Raw genomic sequence first — 17,974 nt, 5'->3', positions numbered from 1 at the left:
CTTGTCACACCTTCTTCTGGAGTTCATAGAGCTTTACAAGCGCCTCACGCGGTGTCAGTGAATCCGGATCCAGGTTTTTCAGTTCAATGAGAGCCGGGCTTTCCGTGGCACAACCACCCCCGGGGGCATCCATCAAGAGCATCTGAGTATACCGCGGGGCACGTCTCCCTTCAGATACCGGTGTCCGCTGCCGTTCCTGTTCAAGCACTTCCCCTGCCCTCTGTATCACCTTTCCGGGAATACCCGCAAGGCGCGCCACATGAATACCATAACTTCTGTCTGTTGCTCCCGGTATCAGTTTCCTCAGAAAAACCACATCACTCCCCGTCTCTTTCACCGCAAAATGACAGTTTTTCACCCTTTTCAGGTCTGCTTCAACCTCCACGATTTCATGGAAATGGGTTGCAAACAGGGTCCGCGGCCCCCGTTTTCCGGTCCCGTGCAGGAATTCAAGAACAGCACGTGCAATCGAATACCCGTCAAGGGTTGATGTACCTCTGCCAATTTCGTCAAGAATCACGAGGCTGCGTTCGGTCACATTATTGAGAATATTGGCAAGTTCCACCATCTCAACCATAAATGTCGACTGACCGCTTGCAAGATCATCAAATGCACCGACACGGGTGAAGACACGGTCAATGATGCCGACAACGGCCCGGGCAGCAGGCACAAAACTCCCCATCTGTGCCATGATACAGATGAGGGCAACTTCCCGCATATAGGTGGATTTTCCTGCCATATTGGCACCGGTGATGATGACGATCTGATCCATTCCCGTATCGAGCTCAGCGTCATTCGGGACAAATCCGACGGATGAAAGACTCTCTTCCACCACCGGATGACGGCCATCGGTGATCAGAAGGCGTCCGGAATCTTCAATAACAGGACGTGTATATCCGTTTTCAGCGGCAGCATCCGCAAGGGCAGAGAAGAGGTCAAGACGGGCAATTGCCTGCGCGGTTGCCTGTATGGAGGGAACAGCCTTTTTCAGACGGATGATGATCTCTGCATAGAGTTCTTCTTCAAGGGCACTCTGACGCTCTTGTGCATGCGCAATCTTCTGCTCCATCTCCTGTAGTTCCGGGAGGGTAAACCGTTCGCCGTTAGTCAGGGTCTGCTTTCTGAGATACTCCGGCGGCACAAGCGAGAGATTTGCCTTTGTCACTTCGATATAATATCCAAATACTTTGTTATACCCGATCTTCAGTGATTTTATACCGCTGCGGTCCCGCTCCTGCTGCTGGAATGATGCAATCCAGTCTTTACCGCTACGGCTGATATTCTGTATTTCGTCCAGTTCACTACTGAACCCTTCCCGTATTACCCCGCCAGTCCGTGCCAGCACAGGCGGGTCATCAACAATTGCAGCACAGATCAGGGAAACCTGATCCGTGTGATCCCTGATGCCTGCCTCTATTTCAGAGAGAAGAAGAGGAGTCATGCTGTCATCTAAGGAGAGCACGTCCCGGATCCCGGGTGACCGTTCCAGCGAATCACGGAGTGTGAGAAGATCCCGGGGACCCACATTACCATATGCAATTCTGCCGGCAATGCGTTCAATATCCGCAAACCGATGCAGGTGACTTCTGATAATTTCACGCCGGAGTGGTTCATTCAGACAGTAGTCGACGGCATCCAGACGCGCCATTATCTCCTCTTTATCGGTAAGGGGACTGGTGATGAATGTGCGGAGAAGGCGACCGCCCATGGCAGTCTTTGTCCGGTCAAGGACCGAGAGAAGGGTATGTTCCGTCCCACCGTCACGAATATTGCGTATCAGTTCAAGATTGCGCATCGTGATTGCGTCAAGCAGCATACCACGCTCAGGCAGCCGTGTATACAGTGTAGTGATATGCCCCAGATCACACTTCTGTGTCTCTGTGGCATACCGCAGACAGGCACCGGCTGCAGTCACTGCTTCATCCATGTCATTACAGCCAAATCCCCCCAGAGTTGATACACCAAACTGCCGCGTTAACCGGGACAGCGCCTCTTTATAGTCAAAGTATTCTGTGCCGCAGGGTGTGATAGCTATTCCCCGGCCCTCAAAAAGAGGCTGCAGCCTCGGGGACAACGATTGAGGCAGGAGACATTCCCGCGGCCCGGTACGGTCTATTGCAGAGAGAAGACCATTACCTCCGTCATCTGCCCTGCATGTGGTGACAAAGAATTCACCCGTGGTGATGTCCAGAAATGCAAGACCAAAGCTGGTTTGTTTCAAATCAGGGACGACTGCCATAAGATATGCCTGCCCCTCAGAAGGAACCATCGAAGAGTCTATCACCGTGCCCGGGGTGATGACACGGACAACATCACGTTTCACAACACCCTTTGCTTTTTTTGGATCTTCAACCTGATCACAGACGGCCACACGGTATCCTTTCTTCACCATACGGGCAATATAGGCTTCTCCTGCATGAATCGGGACACCGGCAAGAGGCATACGCTCTCCATTTTGGTCCTTACCGCGTGAGGTAAGGGTGATGTCAAGTTCCCGTGATATCAGTTCGGCATCCTCCCCAAACGTCTCGTAGAAGTCCCCCATCTGAAAAAAGAGAACACAGCCGGGATACCGTGATTTCATCTCATAAAACTGCTTCATTGCAGGTGTTGGTCCTTTGCTCATCTCGACTCAGTATAGGAGTCTACCTTTGGCGATATGAGTCTTATTACGTGAACATATGGTAGCCAAAAAAGAAGATTATGAAAGAGAGATGGCATGACTGATCTTTGGTATCTCGATACTGTCATAGAAATATTCTGTATACCCGTCGGGGAAGATAACCGTCGTCTCTGCAGGAGATAAATCCACAGATATGAGCGGGGCAAACCAGTAATCTGAAAGGATTTCACTGGCACGGGTAAATGATAATGCCGGTGTTGTGTAGGTCATCTCACTGTCACCGGTATCGACATGTGCATATCCATTGATCAGAAATGAAGCAGAATTTGTTGTCACTTCACTTACCGAGACCTCTTTTCCGGAATTGCTCTCCAGAGCACCCTTTAATTCAGTGGCAGGATCTGCAATACGCAAGAATACCGCAATTTTTTCAGCCCAGCCAAGATTATATGAGAATGTAACCGTCGCATCCCCGTTCTCTGACACATTAATAGAAAGAGATTCAGCAGTAAATGCTGATGCCGGAGCCGCCATGACTGAGAAGAAACATAATATGGCAAGAATTGTCAGTATTTGTTTCATAATATAACACCTGACACCCAATATGTTCCCCGAGTATTTTATTCCTTTGTTGCGAATGCGTTGCGCATGCCAGAAATAGTCGATATTCTTATTAGTATCAAAGAAGAGAAATTCTAAGAAATGGGCATTACAACTCGGGGGTATTCTCTACTTGCCATCTTTCTCTGGATGCTCATCATCCTTGGGTTCATGACACTCGCCCAGGTGGTTAACCTCGAAATATTCTTTGTATTATGGTTGATTGGGGTGCTCGTAATCATTGAACTGACCGACCCACCGTTCATTGAACCAAGAATGATCAGGTATGCAAAATACCTGGCCGCCGGAGGCGTAATCATCTTCGGAATTATTGTGCTGCAGAAGATCATGGAGATTATCGGTTCATGAAGAGGTATACCGCCCCCATCATCTTCATCTGGCTGGCCATCCTCTTTGCAGTTTTGCTGATGCCATACACCGCAGAACCTGAAATATATGCGATAAGCAATGTCGAAGGGGCCGGGATTTTTAAGAACCCAATCGCCCTGAAACAGATTTCGCAGGAGAAAACCGCTGACCTTCAGCCGCTGATGCAGGACTTCCTTGGCTCCTCCGGAACCATTGTTCTGAATGTGCGCTTAAATAATTTTGAAGATGCGCAAGAGGATCTTGCCGAGTACCGCAGGGCGGCATCGCAGTTTGACCGTCTCGTTATCAACCTGGATATGAGCGAGTCTGAAATTGGTGAATTCAGGAAGAACAATGCAGAAAACATCAGAAATCTTGAAGAACTGCTCAACGATTCAATCGCATTTGATGAACTGAACCGCCTTGAAATTCAGTATCAGAACGAAGACAATCCTGAGATGATGTATTCCATCGCATATGAAGGGGAAGCACTTCGCGAAAAGATCACACAGGAATTCGGGCAATACCAAAAGAACACTGCTGCAATGGCAAAGACAGGGAGAGCGATTGAAGTGGACCCTGAAGCAATGGAATCTTCTGTTGATCACTTTGCAGACCATATCAGAGAAATTGAAGGCAGGCAGGAAGAACGGATTGTCCGGGCATCAGATACCGCCATAACATTCAATGAAGAGCTGACACTTGCCACAAATCCTTCCGGTGGTATATATGGCGATGGAATTCATGCAGCAGGAGTATATTCGCGGACAGGAGATATTCCCACAGGAGAACCTGTCACCCTCTACATCGACAGCAGAGAATTCGCCGTTTCAGCCTGTACGAATACAGGAGAGTATGGCATCCCGTTTACTATTCACCACATGTATGCAGGCACACATCTTGTTTATACACGGGCCGGCAATGTATTCTCCCCGATCATACCGGTCTCTGTTGCCGGGACAGCAGGCGTGCTGACACTCAATGTATCTGTGATGGGCAGTACTGTGCTTTCTTCAGGCAGACTGACAACTGAATGTAGGGATGTCTCCGATGCACCGGTGACCATCTACCTCAGGGGTCTGGATAACGAAACAGAGACGACAGTATATACAGACAGCTCGGGTGCATATTCATATGAAACAGAGGTCAGACCGGGAGATTACATTATCCAGTCAGTCTTCTCAGACCCGGGTTTTCCGGTGAATGAGTGCAGAAGCAGGGAATCTGTAGTCTCAGTCGGCCAAAATGACCTCCTCCTCTATCTATTACTGTTCACAATTGTTGCAGCGGGTGCCGGATACCTGATACTTCGCCGCAGATATAATAACAGAGAAAAAGAAGGGTCGCCCGAAGAGACAAGTGAACCTGATACAACAGAAGAGCATCCTTCCACGAGTCCCCTGCCTGAAAGAGCAGAAGATACGCGTGGAGACAGTCGGTCAGAAGCCACTGCAATACAGGATTTCCGCAGCAGATATATTTCGCAGAGAACTACACTCTCACCTGCTGATGCCTCCCGTATACTGGGAGAAGGACTTACTGCCGCAATTGGGTTCTATACCGGACAGAAGTGCAGACCGTCTGAGACGATGCGAGAACAGGCAGACAGACTGGAAGGCAGATGCCGGGAACAGGCATACGTGTTTGTAACCATGTATGAAGCAATGGTCTACGGAAAATACCACCAAAAAGGGGATGAACTTCTCGTGGCGTGGGACGAGGCCATCCGGTGCATGGGTGCCGCATGAAACAGACCACAGGAAACATACTGGTAGTTGCAGCGTTGATACTTGCAGGCATCGTGATACTTAGCTATCTCTCCTCAACAGATGCTGAACTATCCCGCTATAACGGCGGATGGAACGGCACCTCCGCTTTCTATGACCAGCTTGACAGAACCGGCAGCACTGCCATTACGTCCTATGCCATTCTCCGTTCAGCACCTCCTGAGACGTTAATCATGGTTGAACCACACGCTCTGCCTGAAGAGGAAACAGACAGTATCAGGCAATTTGTGAGAGACGGTGGGACGCTTATTGTAATTGCAAAAAATGAATCGGCAAACAGTATCCTGGAGGCCATGGGAAGTTCCATCAGGATTCATGAATCCATACTGTCAAGCATCGACAGGGAATATGCAGACCCGCGTATGGTAATCGCCTACCGGGCACAGGACCACAGACTTCTCAAAGGCGTGGAGAGCATTGCCCTGAACCAGCCGTCAACACTGACCGGTGGGGAGATACTGCTTCAGACCTCAGTTATCTCGTGGATTGACAGAAATAACAACGGGAGGGCAGACGGTATGGAGACGTTTGGCAAAGAAACTGTGATGGCACGCGAGTTTCTTGAATCCGGGGAAATCATTATTCTTTCAGACAGCGGAGTTCTCATCAACAGTATGGATACCACGGTATCTGAACGGGACAATACACGATTACGAAATAACCTTGCTACCGGTATGGATACAGCCTATGACACCATCGCTTCACAGCCATTTGAAACGGATGGTGCCCTGCAGGCCGTTACCGGTGCAAAAAATACAACCATCATTAAAATATTAGTATTATTACTAATTACAGGCATTATCTGCGCCGCATATGCACGGAGAATACTATAAATCAGCATATCAGGGAAAATAAATGACACGATATAAAAATACAGACTCAGTTACACAGATCTCAGATAAGTATTTCCAGATGCGGGATGAGATAAGGCAGTTGGTTGTCGGAAATGATGAACTCATTGAAATGATAGTCATTGCCGTTCTCTCAGAAGGTCATATACTGATAGAAGGGGTGCCCGGCACTGCCAAGACAACACTTGCAAAGACCTCTGCGATTCTTTTAGGCTGCGAATTCCACCGGTTTCAGTCCTCGGTTGACAGTCAGCCGGCAGATATCATCGGCATACAGTTCTGGAACGCTGACAGGAATATATTTGAACTGAAGAAAGGACCAATTTTCACGAATATCCTTCTTGTTGATGAGATTAACCGCCTCCCGCCCAAAACCCAGAGTGCATTCATCGAGGCACTCTCGGAGACACAGGCAACCATCGACGGAACCGAATATCCCCTTCCCCATCCCTTTTTTACCATTGCAACCCAGAACCCCATGGAATTTGAAGGGACATTCCCCCTCATCGAGGCACAGAAAGACCGGTTTATGTTCTCAGTCAATGCGACACAGCTCTCTGCTGAAGATGAATTTGAGATCATCCGGCGTGAACGGGACGGTATGCTCAACTGGAAAACATTTGCAAAAAACATGTCGCCGCTTTTTACCAGAGAAGGCATTCTCAATGATGTGAAATATGTTAAACAGATCCATGCAGGAGAAGAGATTCTTTCATACATACGGGATATTATCATGGCAACGCGTGAACATGCGGATATTGCACTGGGTTCAAGCAGCCGCGGGTCGATTGCTCTTATTCGGGGGAGTCGGGCAAAGGCGGCACTGGAGAACAGAGATTATGTCATTCCTGATGATGTAAAGGCAGTAACCCTGCAGGCACTTCAGCACAGGATCATTCTCAGACGTGAGGCAGAGATCAGCGGAACAAACGCTACAGCCGTCATCCGGCAAATCCTTGATTCTGTCGAGGTGCCCTGAGACGTGCAGCCAACCCGTCTCTGCAGGGCAGTAATGCTCCTTGGCGGAGCATTTTTGGTATCTGCATGGATCTTCGATGACCCGTCATTTTTCTTCGCAGGAGGTGCCGTATGGCTATTTCTCCTCCTTTCCCTGCACACGAGCATCTCTGCTGCCCGGAATGCAGCGCACCACCTGACGGGAGAGAGACAGACGAAAGAGCGTTTTTCCCGTTCAGGTACCCGGATACACATGACAACGACCCTCAGCAGCCAGGTTCTGCCCGGATATTGCCTGGAAGCAGAGGATATTCTTCCGGATTCTGCCACAGACATCATAGGGGAAACGAGGGGCATCATCTCCGATGAGGACGGAACCTGCACACTGCAGTATTCCTTCCGGCTTCTCGCCCATGGCACCATTCATCCTGGCGGGGTCATCCTCCGCTGTTCGGATGCCTTCTTTACTATCGGGGTTTCGATTCAGAATTCTCCACTGCAGGGTCCGGCCCTCTTTGCATTTCCGGAAAAAGGGCCGGGATACGAAGGTTCGGGAGGATACAGTGACAAGGAGACAATGCGCAGGACACCTATGAAAAGCAGCGGTGTCCGTTCATTCCGTGAATTTCGGCAGGGGGATAATATACGGGCCATTGACTGGAAGATGACGGCCAAATACGGAACAACATATGTGCGTGAATATGCCGGTATTGAAGGGGGGACGGCAACACTGGTTGTTGATCTCCCTGATGATACGACAGTTGTTACTGAAGAGATTTTTTCCGGTGTACGAAAGGCAGTCATCCAAAGAATTGCAGAGATACAGGACCGGCGTGAATCTTCCCTGATAGTTGTTCTGGCAGGATGCGAGATTGTAGCAATGATGGATATTGTTCCGGGTGCTGATATTCTTCATGAACTCTCCGGTATACTCACTCCAAAAAAACGCATACACTCACTCTATCGGGCGTATTCTCCGGTAATGCTTGCAATACGGATGCGGGCTGCAGGAGGACAAATGCCTCTGACCACTATGGCACAGACAGCTGTTGAGACATACAGCAGGTCAGCAGACCAGATCAGATTTGAGGAGACGATGTACCGTGTACTGGCATCATCCCACGATACAGAAATTCAATGTTATACCACCGGAACAGGGGATCTCAGCCACATCTGGGCCATGGCAACCGCCGCGTATGCATTGCACCGCCAGGTGAGGATATTTCTCCCAAAGGAATCATTCGGAGAAGATATCAGAAAAGTTGCAGAGTTCTTTAATGCAGGCTCACTTGAGGTGATACCATGACGTCCGGCCGATGGAGAACAGGATGTATCTGCATCGCAATTCTTGGTGCCATAATCTCTCTTGCCTTTGGGGGAATCATGGAAATAATCATCCCGGGGAGTGTGATCCTGGCTGCGATAACCGTTCTGGGGAAAAGAGAGAACACCGCCCTGTATATCCTGGCTGCCGGTCAACTGCTGGTTTATGGAGCTGCCTGTGGTTCATATATCGCAGCTGTCGTCTGCGAAGTCAGCCTCTTTGCTGCGGTTGCAGGGAATACACGAATGAAACTGCTTATTGCAACCACCATCTCTCTCGCCATTCTGGCTGCAGCAGCACAGCAGATGCATCATACCGGATGGTGGACTGCAGGGCTTGTAATTCTCTGCGCAATTCTTGTCATTTCAGGGTATGCCCGGGAAGAAGCGATATCACGGGCAATGAGGAGTAATTCAGATGAATAACATCATTTCCAAAGAATATCAGTCACCGATACTTCTGATCGTAATTGCACTATTTCTGATTGTTCCGGTGTTTATCTCCGGAAGAACAGATCTGCCCGCAGCAACCCTGGTTGTTGCATCATGCGCCTGCTTTTTTGGCGCAGTATTCCTGATGGTCACACGACCAGAGGAAGGTATTCCGGCAGATGTGGCATCACTCTTTTCAACAGGCCTTATGATCAGCTACGCCCAGGTTGTGGCTGAACTGGGGGCTTCAGGCCCGGCACATTTCATTCCGGATGGGGACACGGTACGCCAGTTCAATCCGGCAGACGCTACCCAAAGAATACCAAAACCGGGTCCCACAGTAATTGTGCCAGAACCGGAAACAGGAGGAATCTTTTCAGTGCCTTCCGGGATGCCGGTAATGGAGAAACTTCGCCGTTCCGGTGAACTGCAAATCCCCCACGAGATCACTGACATCTGCACGGCCATTTCAGAAACAGAACGTGATCTGGTACATGCAGCAGAAGATGTAGAGGTGACAGAAGAAGGGGAGAACATCGTTGTCAGATTCTCAGGATTCAGGTTTACCGCAGCGTGTGAACAGGTACGGTCTGAGTCTCTGAAGATCTGTGAAATTGCTCCCTGCCCTCCCTGCAGCCTTGCAGGGTGCATCCTTGCTGCGGGAACCGGGATGGTGTGGAAAATTGAGGGAATCGCTCCCTCACCTGAAAAAAATGAGATGATACTTACCTTTGGTCGTATGGAGGACGCACATCCACCCAGAGATGGAGGTCCCGGTACGACGCATTGACCCGTTTGGCGCCTGACACAGAATCGTCAGGCACCATATCCATGAAGAGCAGGAACTGAATTCTGTTTGCTCCAACATCGGTTACGGTAAAGTTGTAGGGAATCTCAGCAGTCTCATTGTGCATCACTGCTACCGGAATCCGATCCAATAGTCCCATTGAATAGATTTCTGATCGGTTTTCTTCAGCAATCCAGGTCTGGTTCATTGCCCAGGTCTCAATGACATAGTTCACCGGTGCGTATTCATGATTTCCGACTCCGATGATCGCCTGCTGCGGTGTGCCCGCGGGAAACCGATCGGGGTAATCCGCTGCCATCCCTTCTTCTCCCAGAATATAAAATTCCGTGAAGTGCTCACCCTCCTTCGGCACAACGATCACAAATACGGTGGTGATAACGGCAGCGAGGATGGCAATGATGAGGATATACGAGAGGGCACGGTCAAGTGAACTCTGGTCTTCAGAGAAAAGTTCGGTTCTTGCCTCATCATACCATTCCCGTACCGGCAGGGAAAACCGCTCTTCCCGGCCCAGCATGGCGCGGCGGTAATGGGCGACCAGCACCATCATTACCGTGAAGACGGACAGGGAGATAACAATCGGATCCAGTCGTATTCCCCACGGCGTATAATTCAGCGCAAGCCCAATCAATGGTACCACAGCTATTGAAAGTCCAAATGAGAGTGCGGTTCGTTCAAGCGTATCTATCTCTTCTTTTCCGGGGAACAATGCTGCGATGAGTGCATATCCGGGAATAAAGAGCACTACCGGAAGGGCAAATATAATCCTCAGCGGACTTTCATTCAGATACGGTACATATATTGTCAGAACCGCAATGCCCAGCCAGATCAGGATTCCTGCGAGATCGCGAAACCAGATGCCTGTTCCAAAGGCCGTATAGAGATCTTCTGTTGTCAAGGATTTTGCCATAAATATCCAAAAAAAGAGAAAATGTTCAGATACGCCGCATACAGACTGCTGCCATTCCAATACCTGCCACAAGTCCTATCATAGGCAGCGGCGTCTGTGTTGCAGCAGGTTCAGGAGTTGCAGTGGCTGACGACGCAGTGGGAACCGTTCCCTGTGTCGGGACCAGTGTCCGGGTTGAAGTACCCGCATCATCTGAAGAATAATACATCAGTGCATAGGTACCCTGTCCCGGCACAGAGGCCCGCACCTGACTGCCTCCAATGACTTCACTGGGCATGATGGTCCAGCTTCCCCCGATATACCGTGCAATGAAGAATGAATGGAGATCATCAGTCTTTTCCATTGAGGATGGAATCGTAAAAACAATCGTTCCTGAATTGCCTGCATAATCCCCGGTAAATATCAATGAGTATGCATCCCCTGCTGTTTTCCAGTCATCAGGAACATCAGCGGCCGATGCAAGCATCAGCATGGCAGTGCTCGCTTTAGCCGGAGAGAAGGTCACATCTTTACCGATGGAAGATATTGAGGACTCACCGGAAACTTCTGTCTGCGTTGGCGTTGGCGCTGTTGTCGGAATATCACTGTCGTCGTTATCAGACCCGGATGAATGCGGAATGGGAGTGGAGGTAGGAGTGGAGGTAGGAACCTCAGTCGTGGGGACAGGAGTATGTGATGAACCGGATCCCAGCGTGATATCTTTGCTCATCACGTATGCTCCGCCGTCAATACTCACAACAATAAGAAGTGTTCCCGCATCAATTCCCCTCACATTAAAAGTAATTGACGAGTCCTCGGGCCCGGTCTTGGTGCCGACAAGGTTCAGACGGCTTTTCACGGTTGCTTCATCCATCGTCATACCTTCAAGCCAGAGTTTATTGTAGACACCGGCTGAAATCGACGCACTTTCATCAATTGTACAGGAACCGCTTTCGTCGGATATGATTGAGAGCGTCTTGATAACACCACCGGATCCCTCCTGATAATTCACACGGAGAAATTCGGATTTTTCAGCATATGCAATGATTCTTCCACCGGAGAGAGAAAATGGCATATTCAGGTTGGCAACCTCAAACGAAAACGGTGATCCGGTGCCCACATCGTAGTAGCCCTCAATCAGGAGGGAGAAGGATGAAGCGTCAGGAAGATCCTGAACGGATATCGAAATTTGATCACCTTCTCCTACCTGATCAGGAGAAATCGCAACTGACACTGCCCCTGCTACAGTAATACAGGAAATGAATATCCCGAATAGGAGAGACAGAAAAATAACAGCATTTCTTGGAATCATTTAATATAATTCACAATAAAAACATAAAAATATATAGCATCACGCGCCACCATAAGAATTATTTATTTATAGAGTGTTAGGAGGACGCATATGATAGTAAAATTACAGCAAACAATTACAATGTGCCTGTTACTGGCATTGGTTGCCGGAAGTCCGGCAGCAGCAGCCTTTGTCGAGGTTGAGCTTGATACAAATTACTCGTATCTCAATACCAGTTTCCAGTATCTGAAAGTGGATGACCTGATGCAGCTGGACCAGACAGAAATGTCCATTCATCAGGCAACCTCATGCGGAAATGAAGTTAAGACCATCACATCCCCGTTTGTGAGAAATGTGGAACGGGAATTTACCGATACACAGGGAACGATTGGAGGAGCGACCATCACCATTGCTGAGGCGTCATCCACGGTGACCATCGGCAGGGCGTATTCGACAAACGTCTTCACAGACCTTTATGTCCCTGCATTTGCAGCCAAAATCCCCGGAAAGGAGGGAGTCATCGGACTGGGCAAGTATAATAACAGTGCAGCAAGTGGGGATTTCACCACCTGGGGTGACTGCTTCCGCCTGCAGGAAGCGATGTACTTCTTTGCCGGTGCAACAGACAGTGAGTATGAAGGTATCATCTACCGGATCGATCCCCCGGGAGGCCCGGTCAATGAAGGAATCGTAAAGGTGGGCGCCACCGGCCCGTACTATGACCCCGCCAATCTCGGAGATACCCTGACACATGTGAACAATGTGGTATCACACGCAGATTACACAACAGACAGGGTCGGATCACTTTCATTACCAAGACCAACAACAGACGGAAAATACGCGGTTTCAGCGCTTGCCTACTTCCCCGAAAATGAGACATTCCATGTCCATGGAGGCCTGCCGGTCATCATCATGGACGGTGACCGTAAAATCCTCTGGAACGGTTCAACCGCAGCACCAACATTCATCCAGAATGTAAGCGAGGATGTAACCGTCACATTTGACAACATAGCAGATATCTCAAACATGTCATACGCACTGGTGAATACCGACGAGCAGTATGACGCAATTGTCCACGTCGATACCACTAATCTTCTTGAGGCAGCACGGACAAGCTGGCAGAATCTGATCCCATCATCACCTGCAATGCCACAGATTCTTGAAGATGGTATCCGCAGCTTTGGTCCGGGCCCCGATGGTGCCTACACCTATGCAATAAAACTGACAAGTGAACCTGTTTATCCACCATTTGCAACTGACAAAACGCTTGCAATTACACCGGGATACGGCATATCTGATGTGGAGAGGAATGGTAACAGCATTGTCATCCCCGCAGAACAACTAGATGCCCTCGTACCTGGAAATTACCAGCTGTATGCTCTCGGTACAGATGCAGAGTATGACATGCTGGCACTCGACCAGCTCAGCGTTGTTATCACCGAAATCATGACTCAGGAGACAGATATCAAGGCAGGGTGGAATATGATATCAGTCGATGTGGTTAACGATACCCCGGTGTTCCCCCCCGGATTTTTACCGCCGCTGTTTATCTATAACATAACAGCCGGAAATTACGATACAGTTCCGGTTGATGAAATCATTCCTGGAAAGGGATACTGGGCTGCATCAAATTTACCGGGACAGATCATTGCAACCGGGGTGCCCCTGAACTCATACACCGTGCCTCTGGAGACAGGCTGGAACATGGTTGGTTCACTAAGCAGACCAGTCGCCATAGCAGATGCAACAGTCGTCCCGGAAGGTTCCCTGATACCTGATTCAGCATACTGGTATAATACGACCTCACGAAAGTATGATCTCGTTGAAACGATTAACCCCGGAGATGGCATCTGGCTGAATGCAGGCCAGGATTGCACATTCTCCCTTTCAATCTAATTTATCCCGCTTTTTTGTGTTTACTACAACTGAATAAAAATCAATATCCTTCAATATTGTTTTATCCGTACGAATGAACTCCATACGCCTGCAGAAAATTAATCTGCCAGAAAAAATGAACGATAATATTGTGGGTGGGTTAATTATCCATTCTCCACCGAATAAAAATAATTCAGCACTGATCAAAAATACTTCCATCTGAGAAGATGAAGGCACATCGTTGTTTCATATAGCAATGTCACTCCCACACTGGTTCTTAAGAAAACCCTTCTTCAGGAGGCAATGATATCCTCCGGGAAGTGAAACATCTCTCATGCCCACTGTGTGCACACCTTCTCCCTGTTTGATATGAACACCTGTAGGGGTGTCTCAATACAAGACGCACAGGATGGCATGAAATTGGTGAGCATGAAACCTGATTCACTGTACGCACATAAAATGTGAAGACCAAAATGAAAGAAGGATCATCCATTTACCCATTCATTACTTTGTAGCGTTTTTTGCTAACATCAGACCACCATTATCTCGTCTGCATTCCTTCAGATTGAAATTGGTTTTCATCTTTTTTTCTCAAACATCTGCCACACATCCCCTGGTGACTGCTCACCCAACTGAAGCCAGGGACACCTGGGGTTTTGCGGCCACACAGTATGTCTCAATCGCCACATTCTGGTCACGATCCATTACAAGCCCACAATGCGGGCAAGTATAGACACGATCGGATAATATTTCCTGACAATCATTCCACATATGAAGCACCACTGCGATGTGTCCCTGAGATACTCCATTACCAGCTGGAAGAGACAGGCTTCTTCTGCTTTGATCTGTGTGATACTGACATCCCTCCGGCCACATCATCAGCAATGCTTTTTGTCAGGTGGTGGTTCTGCTGCACATTCCTTGTTCAGATCTTCAAAGGCAATCACACATAGCATATCAGCAAATCAACCTCCGGCTGACCTGATGGATAAAGTCGAGGTGTTCTGTTTGTCCGATCAATTCATGGAATCATTGCAACGATCTTCCGGGCCTCCTCATCGGTGTGGAAGAATCTGGAATTCTCATAATCTCATGCTCACCATGTGTTCACGCCCCTCCAAATCCATTCTCTCCATATTAGTGATAAAATCAAAACAGCGAATGGTCACAGAAGAATACCAAAAATGGAAATATCTCTGCGTTTTGATGCTCGGGATATTTACTTGCCATTGGGATTGTGTATCACAGTCTCTTCGAACCTATATTCAAAAATACAATTTTATTCAGTATCCGAAAGACCAGATGATGAAATTCCGACCTCAGATAAAATTGATACGATTTCATAAACAAACTGCGCAATCATTGATAGTCAGATGGGGTTCGTCGCCCATATAGCATCATATGGTTTATTGGAGAATAAATGGGGAAAACAAAACACAATGGGATCTGAAAAAAATAGATCCTGCCGGATTCTTCAACTATTTTTTAACAAAAAATATGACTGATTGAACGACCTCCATGAAATCATGAAGATACTGTTTGATCTTGCTCCCCCTCAAATCGTATTTTGAGAAACGAGGGCGCCGTTCCAACACAAATCAGGCTAGCATACACCCCTTGCACCTATTTTCCGAAATGGAAATGCCCTTTTTCTATTGTCTACGAATATCCCGGATGACTTCCCCGGCCCGGTGATGAAATCACCGAATATCACATTAGCCACCCATAACACCCGCGTCAACCGGCCCTTCCGGAGATGTATGCCAAAGTATGTTTCAGCCCAATATCATCCCCTGTATCCGCCCCAAAGATATCCTGAAGAACGTAGAGTCGCCGACTCAGTTTTCCTGTCCGCCAAAAATAAAATCGTGATCAACATAGAAACGGGCAAAATCTGATGAAATCAATACCCATCTTCGGAAGCATATCTCCCCCGGCAATGAAACAGTTCAGAGAATTGGCCCTAGATTATCATAAAAAACGGGGAGAGATGTGCCAGCATTTGTTGAACGGTTGAGTGGCTGGAGGCCCGACACGGCGAGGACATGCCCCGCAGAGGGGGCTTCACGAAAAAAACGAATGGCCACGAGTTGGTGCCGAGCACATGCTTCCCAATAGTATTTACAGGAATAAATCGGCGAGATGCCCCCAAGCACTGGGAAAGGAGATTACTGACGAGTATCCTGCATTCCCGGTGACACATAACTATGAGGAGAAAAAAGAGCCACCATATTAGTTTGATTGCAGTTTAGTTGACATATTTTCAGCATTCTGAAAATAGACAAACTCGTTATGTGTCGTACTTGACACCTAACGAGCACAATTATTTCAATCAATGAAATTCGCCCCATTTTTAATTTTAGTCGAAATTCAGCAATTTTGGATCTGGCTCGTTATGAATTTGCGGGAATGTAGGGAGTATGGCATAGCCAATTCACTGACCCCAACAAACCCAATCCATGTGCTTGATTTTGTCAAACACAGAGAAGGGAACTGCCCCTGAGAGGAGTTTCCCTGCACATGATCAGTCATGCCGCGAAAGGGGGAAGTACTGCTGATAAACATCCCTTCTTTCATCAACATCAGTATGCAGATATATTTCAGTGGTCTGGATAGAGGAATGGCCCAGATTCTCCTGCACAACCCGGAGATTTTTAGATCTCCGGTATAATTCAGAAGCATATGAATGGCGAATTTTATGGGGAGTAATTCCTTTAGGGGCCCATTTCCTGAAGAGATGCTGAACCGTGCGGGGTGAAATTGCATGCCCCATCTGCCCCACAAACAGAGGGCCATCTATCCTCCCCTCAGTAAACTTCTGAATCTCTTCAAGAGTATCGTCATCAACAAAGACAATCCGTACTTTCCCACCTTTACCCAACACACGGATGGTATAATCATCAAAATCGATATCAGAGAGTGTCATACCACACAGTTCAGAAACACGAACTCCGGTAGCATATATCAGCCGGATAATCAGCCTGTCGCGGAAATCAGTATCAGGAATTGACCCCAGCAGTCGCATCATCTGATTATGCTTGAGATATTTGAGTTCTTTCTCTTTAATTCTGGGCCGGCCCACTGCCGGAAGTGGATTGGATTCAACAATTCCCTGGGTATACAGGTAGCGGTAGAATGATGACAGTGATGAGATAATCCGGTGCAGAGTTGTGGCTTTATAGTCACGCAATGACATCAGGAAAGCCAGGTAATCATCAATTATAATCGGAGTCGTATTCACCCCCGTATCAAGGCAACCATTGGCCGGATCATGCCAGTGTGCTTCAAGTTTTCCCACACCCTTGTTACGGCAGATCCAGAGATAGTATCCGAATTTTCGGATCACCCGCCCATAGCTCGTTATCGTACCAGGCGAATAATTCCTCATTCTGAGGTGGTGTAAGAACCGTGGAAGCCACTCTGAAAAATAATCGCCCTGCATAGATATTTCTTTAATTTAACCGTTTATATGCTTTTTGCGCAGAATCTTCATTTCACGCAAAAAGTTTCACCCACAGATACAGACACAAAAACAAGATATTCCGAATATCCTGAAGACAAAAATCAGGATATTTTGATCCAAATTTCCTGAACAATCAGCCAGAAATACCCCGGAAAATACTGAAAAATGCAGCTCCACCCCTCGTAACAAAACGTAACAACAGCCATTCTGCCGAAAATTTCATCCCATTTCAAACCATTCAGATTTATATCACATCCATTCAAAGAGCAGGGAGAACAGAACAGATACAGAAAAAGGGCAGATCTATACAAGTAACAGATTGTAACACCCACTGCTTTGCTGAAAATTAACGATTATTTTTCAGCTTCAGATTACACCCACACAGCCCACCAGAAAATCCGTATTTTCCGGGAATCACAGTGAGCAAATAATACCCCACAAAAGGAAAAATCAGAGTGAAAAAGAAACAGGCAAAACAGGGAATATTATTTTTATCCATCAGGACAAGTGCATGAAAACAGGTGCATCAAAATAACGAACTGCCTGCATTCGCGATCTGACGAGCCAGGAAACAGCCACATAATGCCCCCCTGTTGTCACTTTTTCTCGCACATGACGTATACTACCTTTTCAAAACTGCAGATTCTAAGGGCCGATTTGCCGTTTTTCAAATAATACACCCAGACCCATCAGAACCATTACAAAA

General features: G+C 47.9%; 13 protein-coding genes. 8 read left to right on the top strand and 5 right to left on the bottom strand.

Annotated features, from left to right (window positions below; translation table 11 throughout):
- Window positions 1-4 precede the first annotated feature (4 nt).
- Window positions 5-2,626, bottom strand: a complete 2,622-nt coding sequence (mutS, locus tag MKMG_RS02310; protein ID WP_165075049.1) for a DNA mismatch repair protein MutS — start codon at window positions 2,624-2,626, stop codon at window positions 5-7.
- A gap of 75 nt (window positions 2,627-2,701) precedes the next feature.
- Window positions 2,702-3,205, bottom strand: coding sequence for a hypothetical protein (locus tag MKMG_RS02305; protein ID WP_165075046.1), 504 nt, complete (start codon window positions 3,203-3,205; stop codon window positions 2,702-2,704).
- A 120-nt stretch (window positions 3,206-3,325) separates the two neighbouring features.
- On the opposite strand from MKMG_RS02305, the gene MKMG_RS02300 reads away from it, so the two are divergent.
- Genes MKMG_RS02300 through MKMG_RS02270 form a run of 7 tightly spaced genes read left to right on the top strand, consistent with a single transcriptional unit; the run spans window position 3,326 to window position 9,732 of the window.
- Window positions 3,326-3,592, top strand: coding sequence for a hypothetical protein (locus tag MKMG_RS02300; protein WP_216842862.1), 267 nt, complete (start codon window positions 3,326-3,328; stop codon window positions 3,590-3,592).
- Window positions 3,589-5,340: a carboxypeptidase-like regulatory domain-containing protein gene (locus tag MKMG_RS02295; protein WP_165075043.1), complete on the top strand. Its 1,752-nt coding sequence runs from the start codon at window positions 3,589-3,591 to the stop codon at window positions 5,338-5,340. Before MKMG_RS02300 ends, MKMG_RS02295 begins: the two co-directional genes overlap by 4 nt.
- A complete protein-coding gene (locus MKMG_RS02290) occupies window positions 5,337-6,212 on the top strand; it encodes a DUF4350 domain-containing protein (protein WP_165075040.1) in 876 nt (291 codons plus the stop codon). The genes MKMG_RS02295 and MKMG_RS02290 overlap by 4 nt, the downstream gene beginning before the upstream one ends.
- 22 nt (window positions 6,213-6,234) lie before the next feature.
- Window positions 6,235-7,209, top strand: coding sequence for a MoxR family ATPase (locus MKMG_RS02285; protein WP_165075039.1), 975 nt, complete (start codon window positions 6,235-6,237; stop codon window positions 7,207-7,209).
- A gap of 3 nt (window positions 7,210-7,212) precedes the next feature.
- On the top strand, window positions 7,213-8,493 hold the full coding sequence (locus MKMG_RS02280; RefSeq protein ID WP_165075037.1) for a DUF58 domain-containing protein: 1,281 nt from the start codon (window positions 7,213-7,215) through the stop codon (window positions 8,491-8,493).
- Window positions 8,490-8,936 (top strand): hypothetical protein, encoded by a 447-nt coding sequence (locus MKMG_RS02275; protein WP_165075035.1) that lies wholly within the window; start codon window positions 8,490-8,492, stop codon window positions 8,934-8,936. Before MKMG_RS02280 ends, MKMG_RS02275 begins: the two co-directional genes overlap by 4 nt.
- Entirely contained in the window at window positions 8,929-9,732 is an 804-nt protein-coding gene (locus MKMG_RS02270; RefSeq protein WP_165075033.1) for a hypothetical protein, read from the top strand. The genes MKMG_RS02275 and MKMG_RS02270 overlap by 8 nt, the downstream gene beginning before the upstream one ends.
- Here the strand turns inward: MKMG_RS02270 and MKMG_RS02265 are convergent.
- Together MKMG_RS02265 and MKMG_RS02260 are read right to left on the bottom strand one after the other, a co-directional pair.
- Window positions 9,668-10,660, bottom strand: coding sequence for a DUF1616 domain-containing protein (locus MKMG_RS02265; RefSeq protein ID WP_165075032.1), 993 nt, complete (start codon window positions 10,658-10,660; stop codon window positions 9,668-9,670). The two genes, MKMG_RS02270 and MKMG_RS02265, sit on opposite strands and share 65 nt — an antisense overlap.
- Window positions 10,661-10,685: 25 nt before the next feature.
- Window positions 10,686-11,951, bottom strand: a complete 1,266-nt coding sequence (locus MKMG_RS02260) for a hypothetical protein (protein ID WP_165075030.1) — start codon at window positions 11,949-11,951, stop codon at window positions 10,686-10,688.
- A gap of 90 nt (window positions 11,952-12,041) precedes the next feature.
- Between MKMG_RS02260 and MKMG_RS02255 the strand changes: the two genes are divergently transcribed.
- The gene (locus MKMG_RS02255) at window positions 12,042-13,826 is read left to right on the top strand and encodes a hypothetical protein (protein ID WP_165075028.1); all 1,785 of its coding nucleotides are present in this window, start codon (window positions 12,042-12,044) and stop codon (window positions 13,824-13,826) included.
- A gap of 2,503 nt (window positions 13,827-16,329) precedes the next feature.
- Here the strand turns inward: MKMG_RS02255 and xerA are convergent.
- A complete protein-coding gene (xerA, locus tag MKMG_RS02250; RefSeq protein ID WP_165075026.1) occupies window positions 16,330-17,247 on the bottom strand; it encodes a site-specific tyrosine recombinase/integron integrase in 918 nt (305 codons plus the stop codon).
- Window positions 17,248-17,974: the final 727 nt, after the last annotated feature.

The sequence above is a fragment of the Methanogenium sp. MK-MG genome, assembly GCF_009914725.1.
Lineage (GTDB): Archaea > Halobacteriota > Methanomicrobia > Methanomicrobiales > Methanomicrobiaceae > Methanogenium.
Note: the sequence above shows the minus strand (reverse complement) of the source record. Positions and strands in the feature narration are given on the sequence as shown.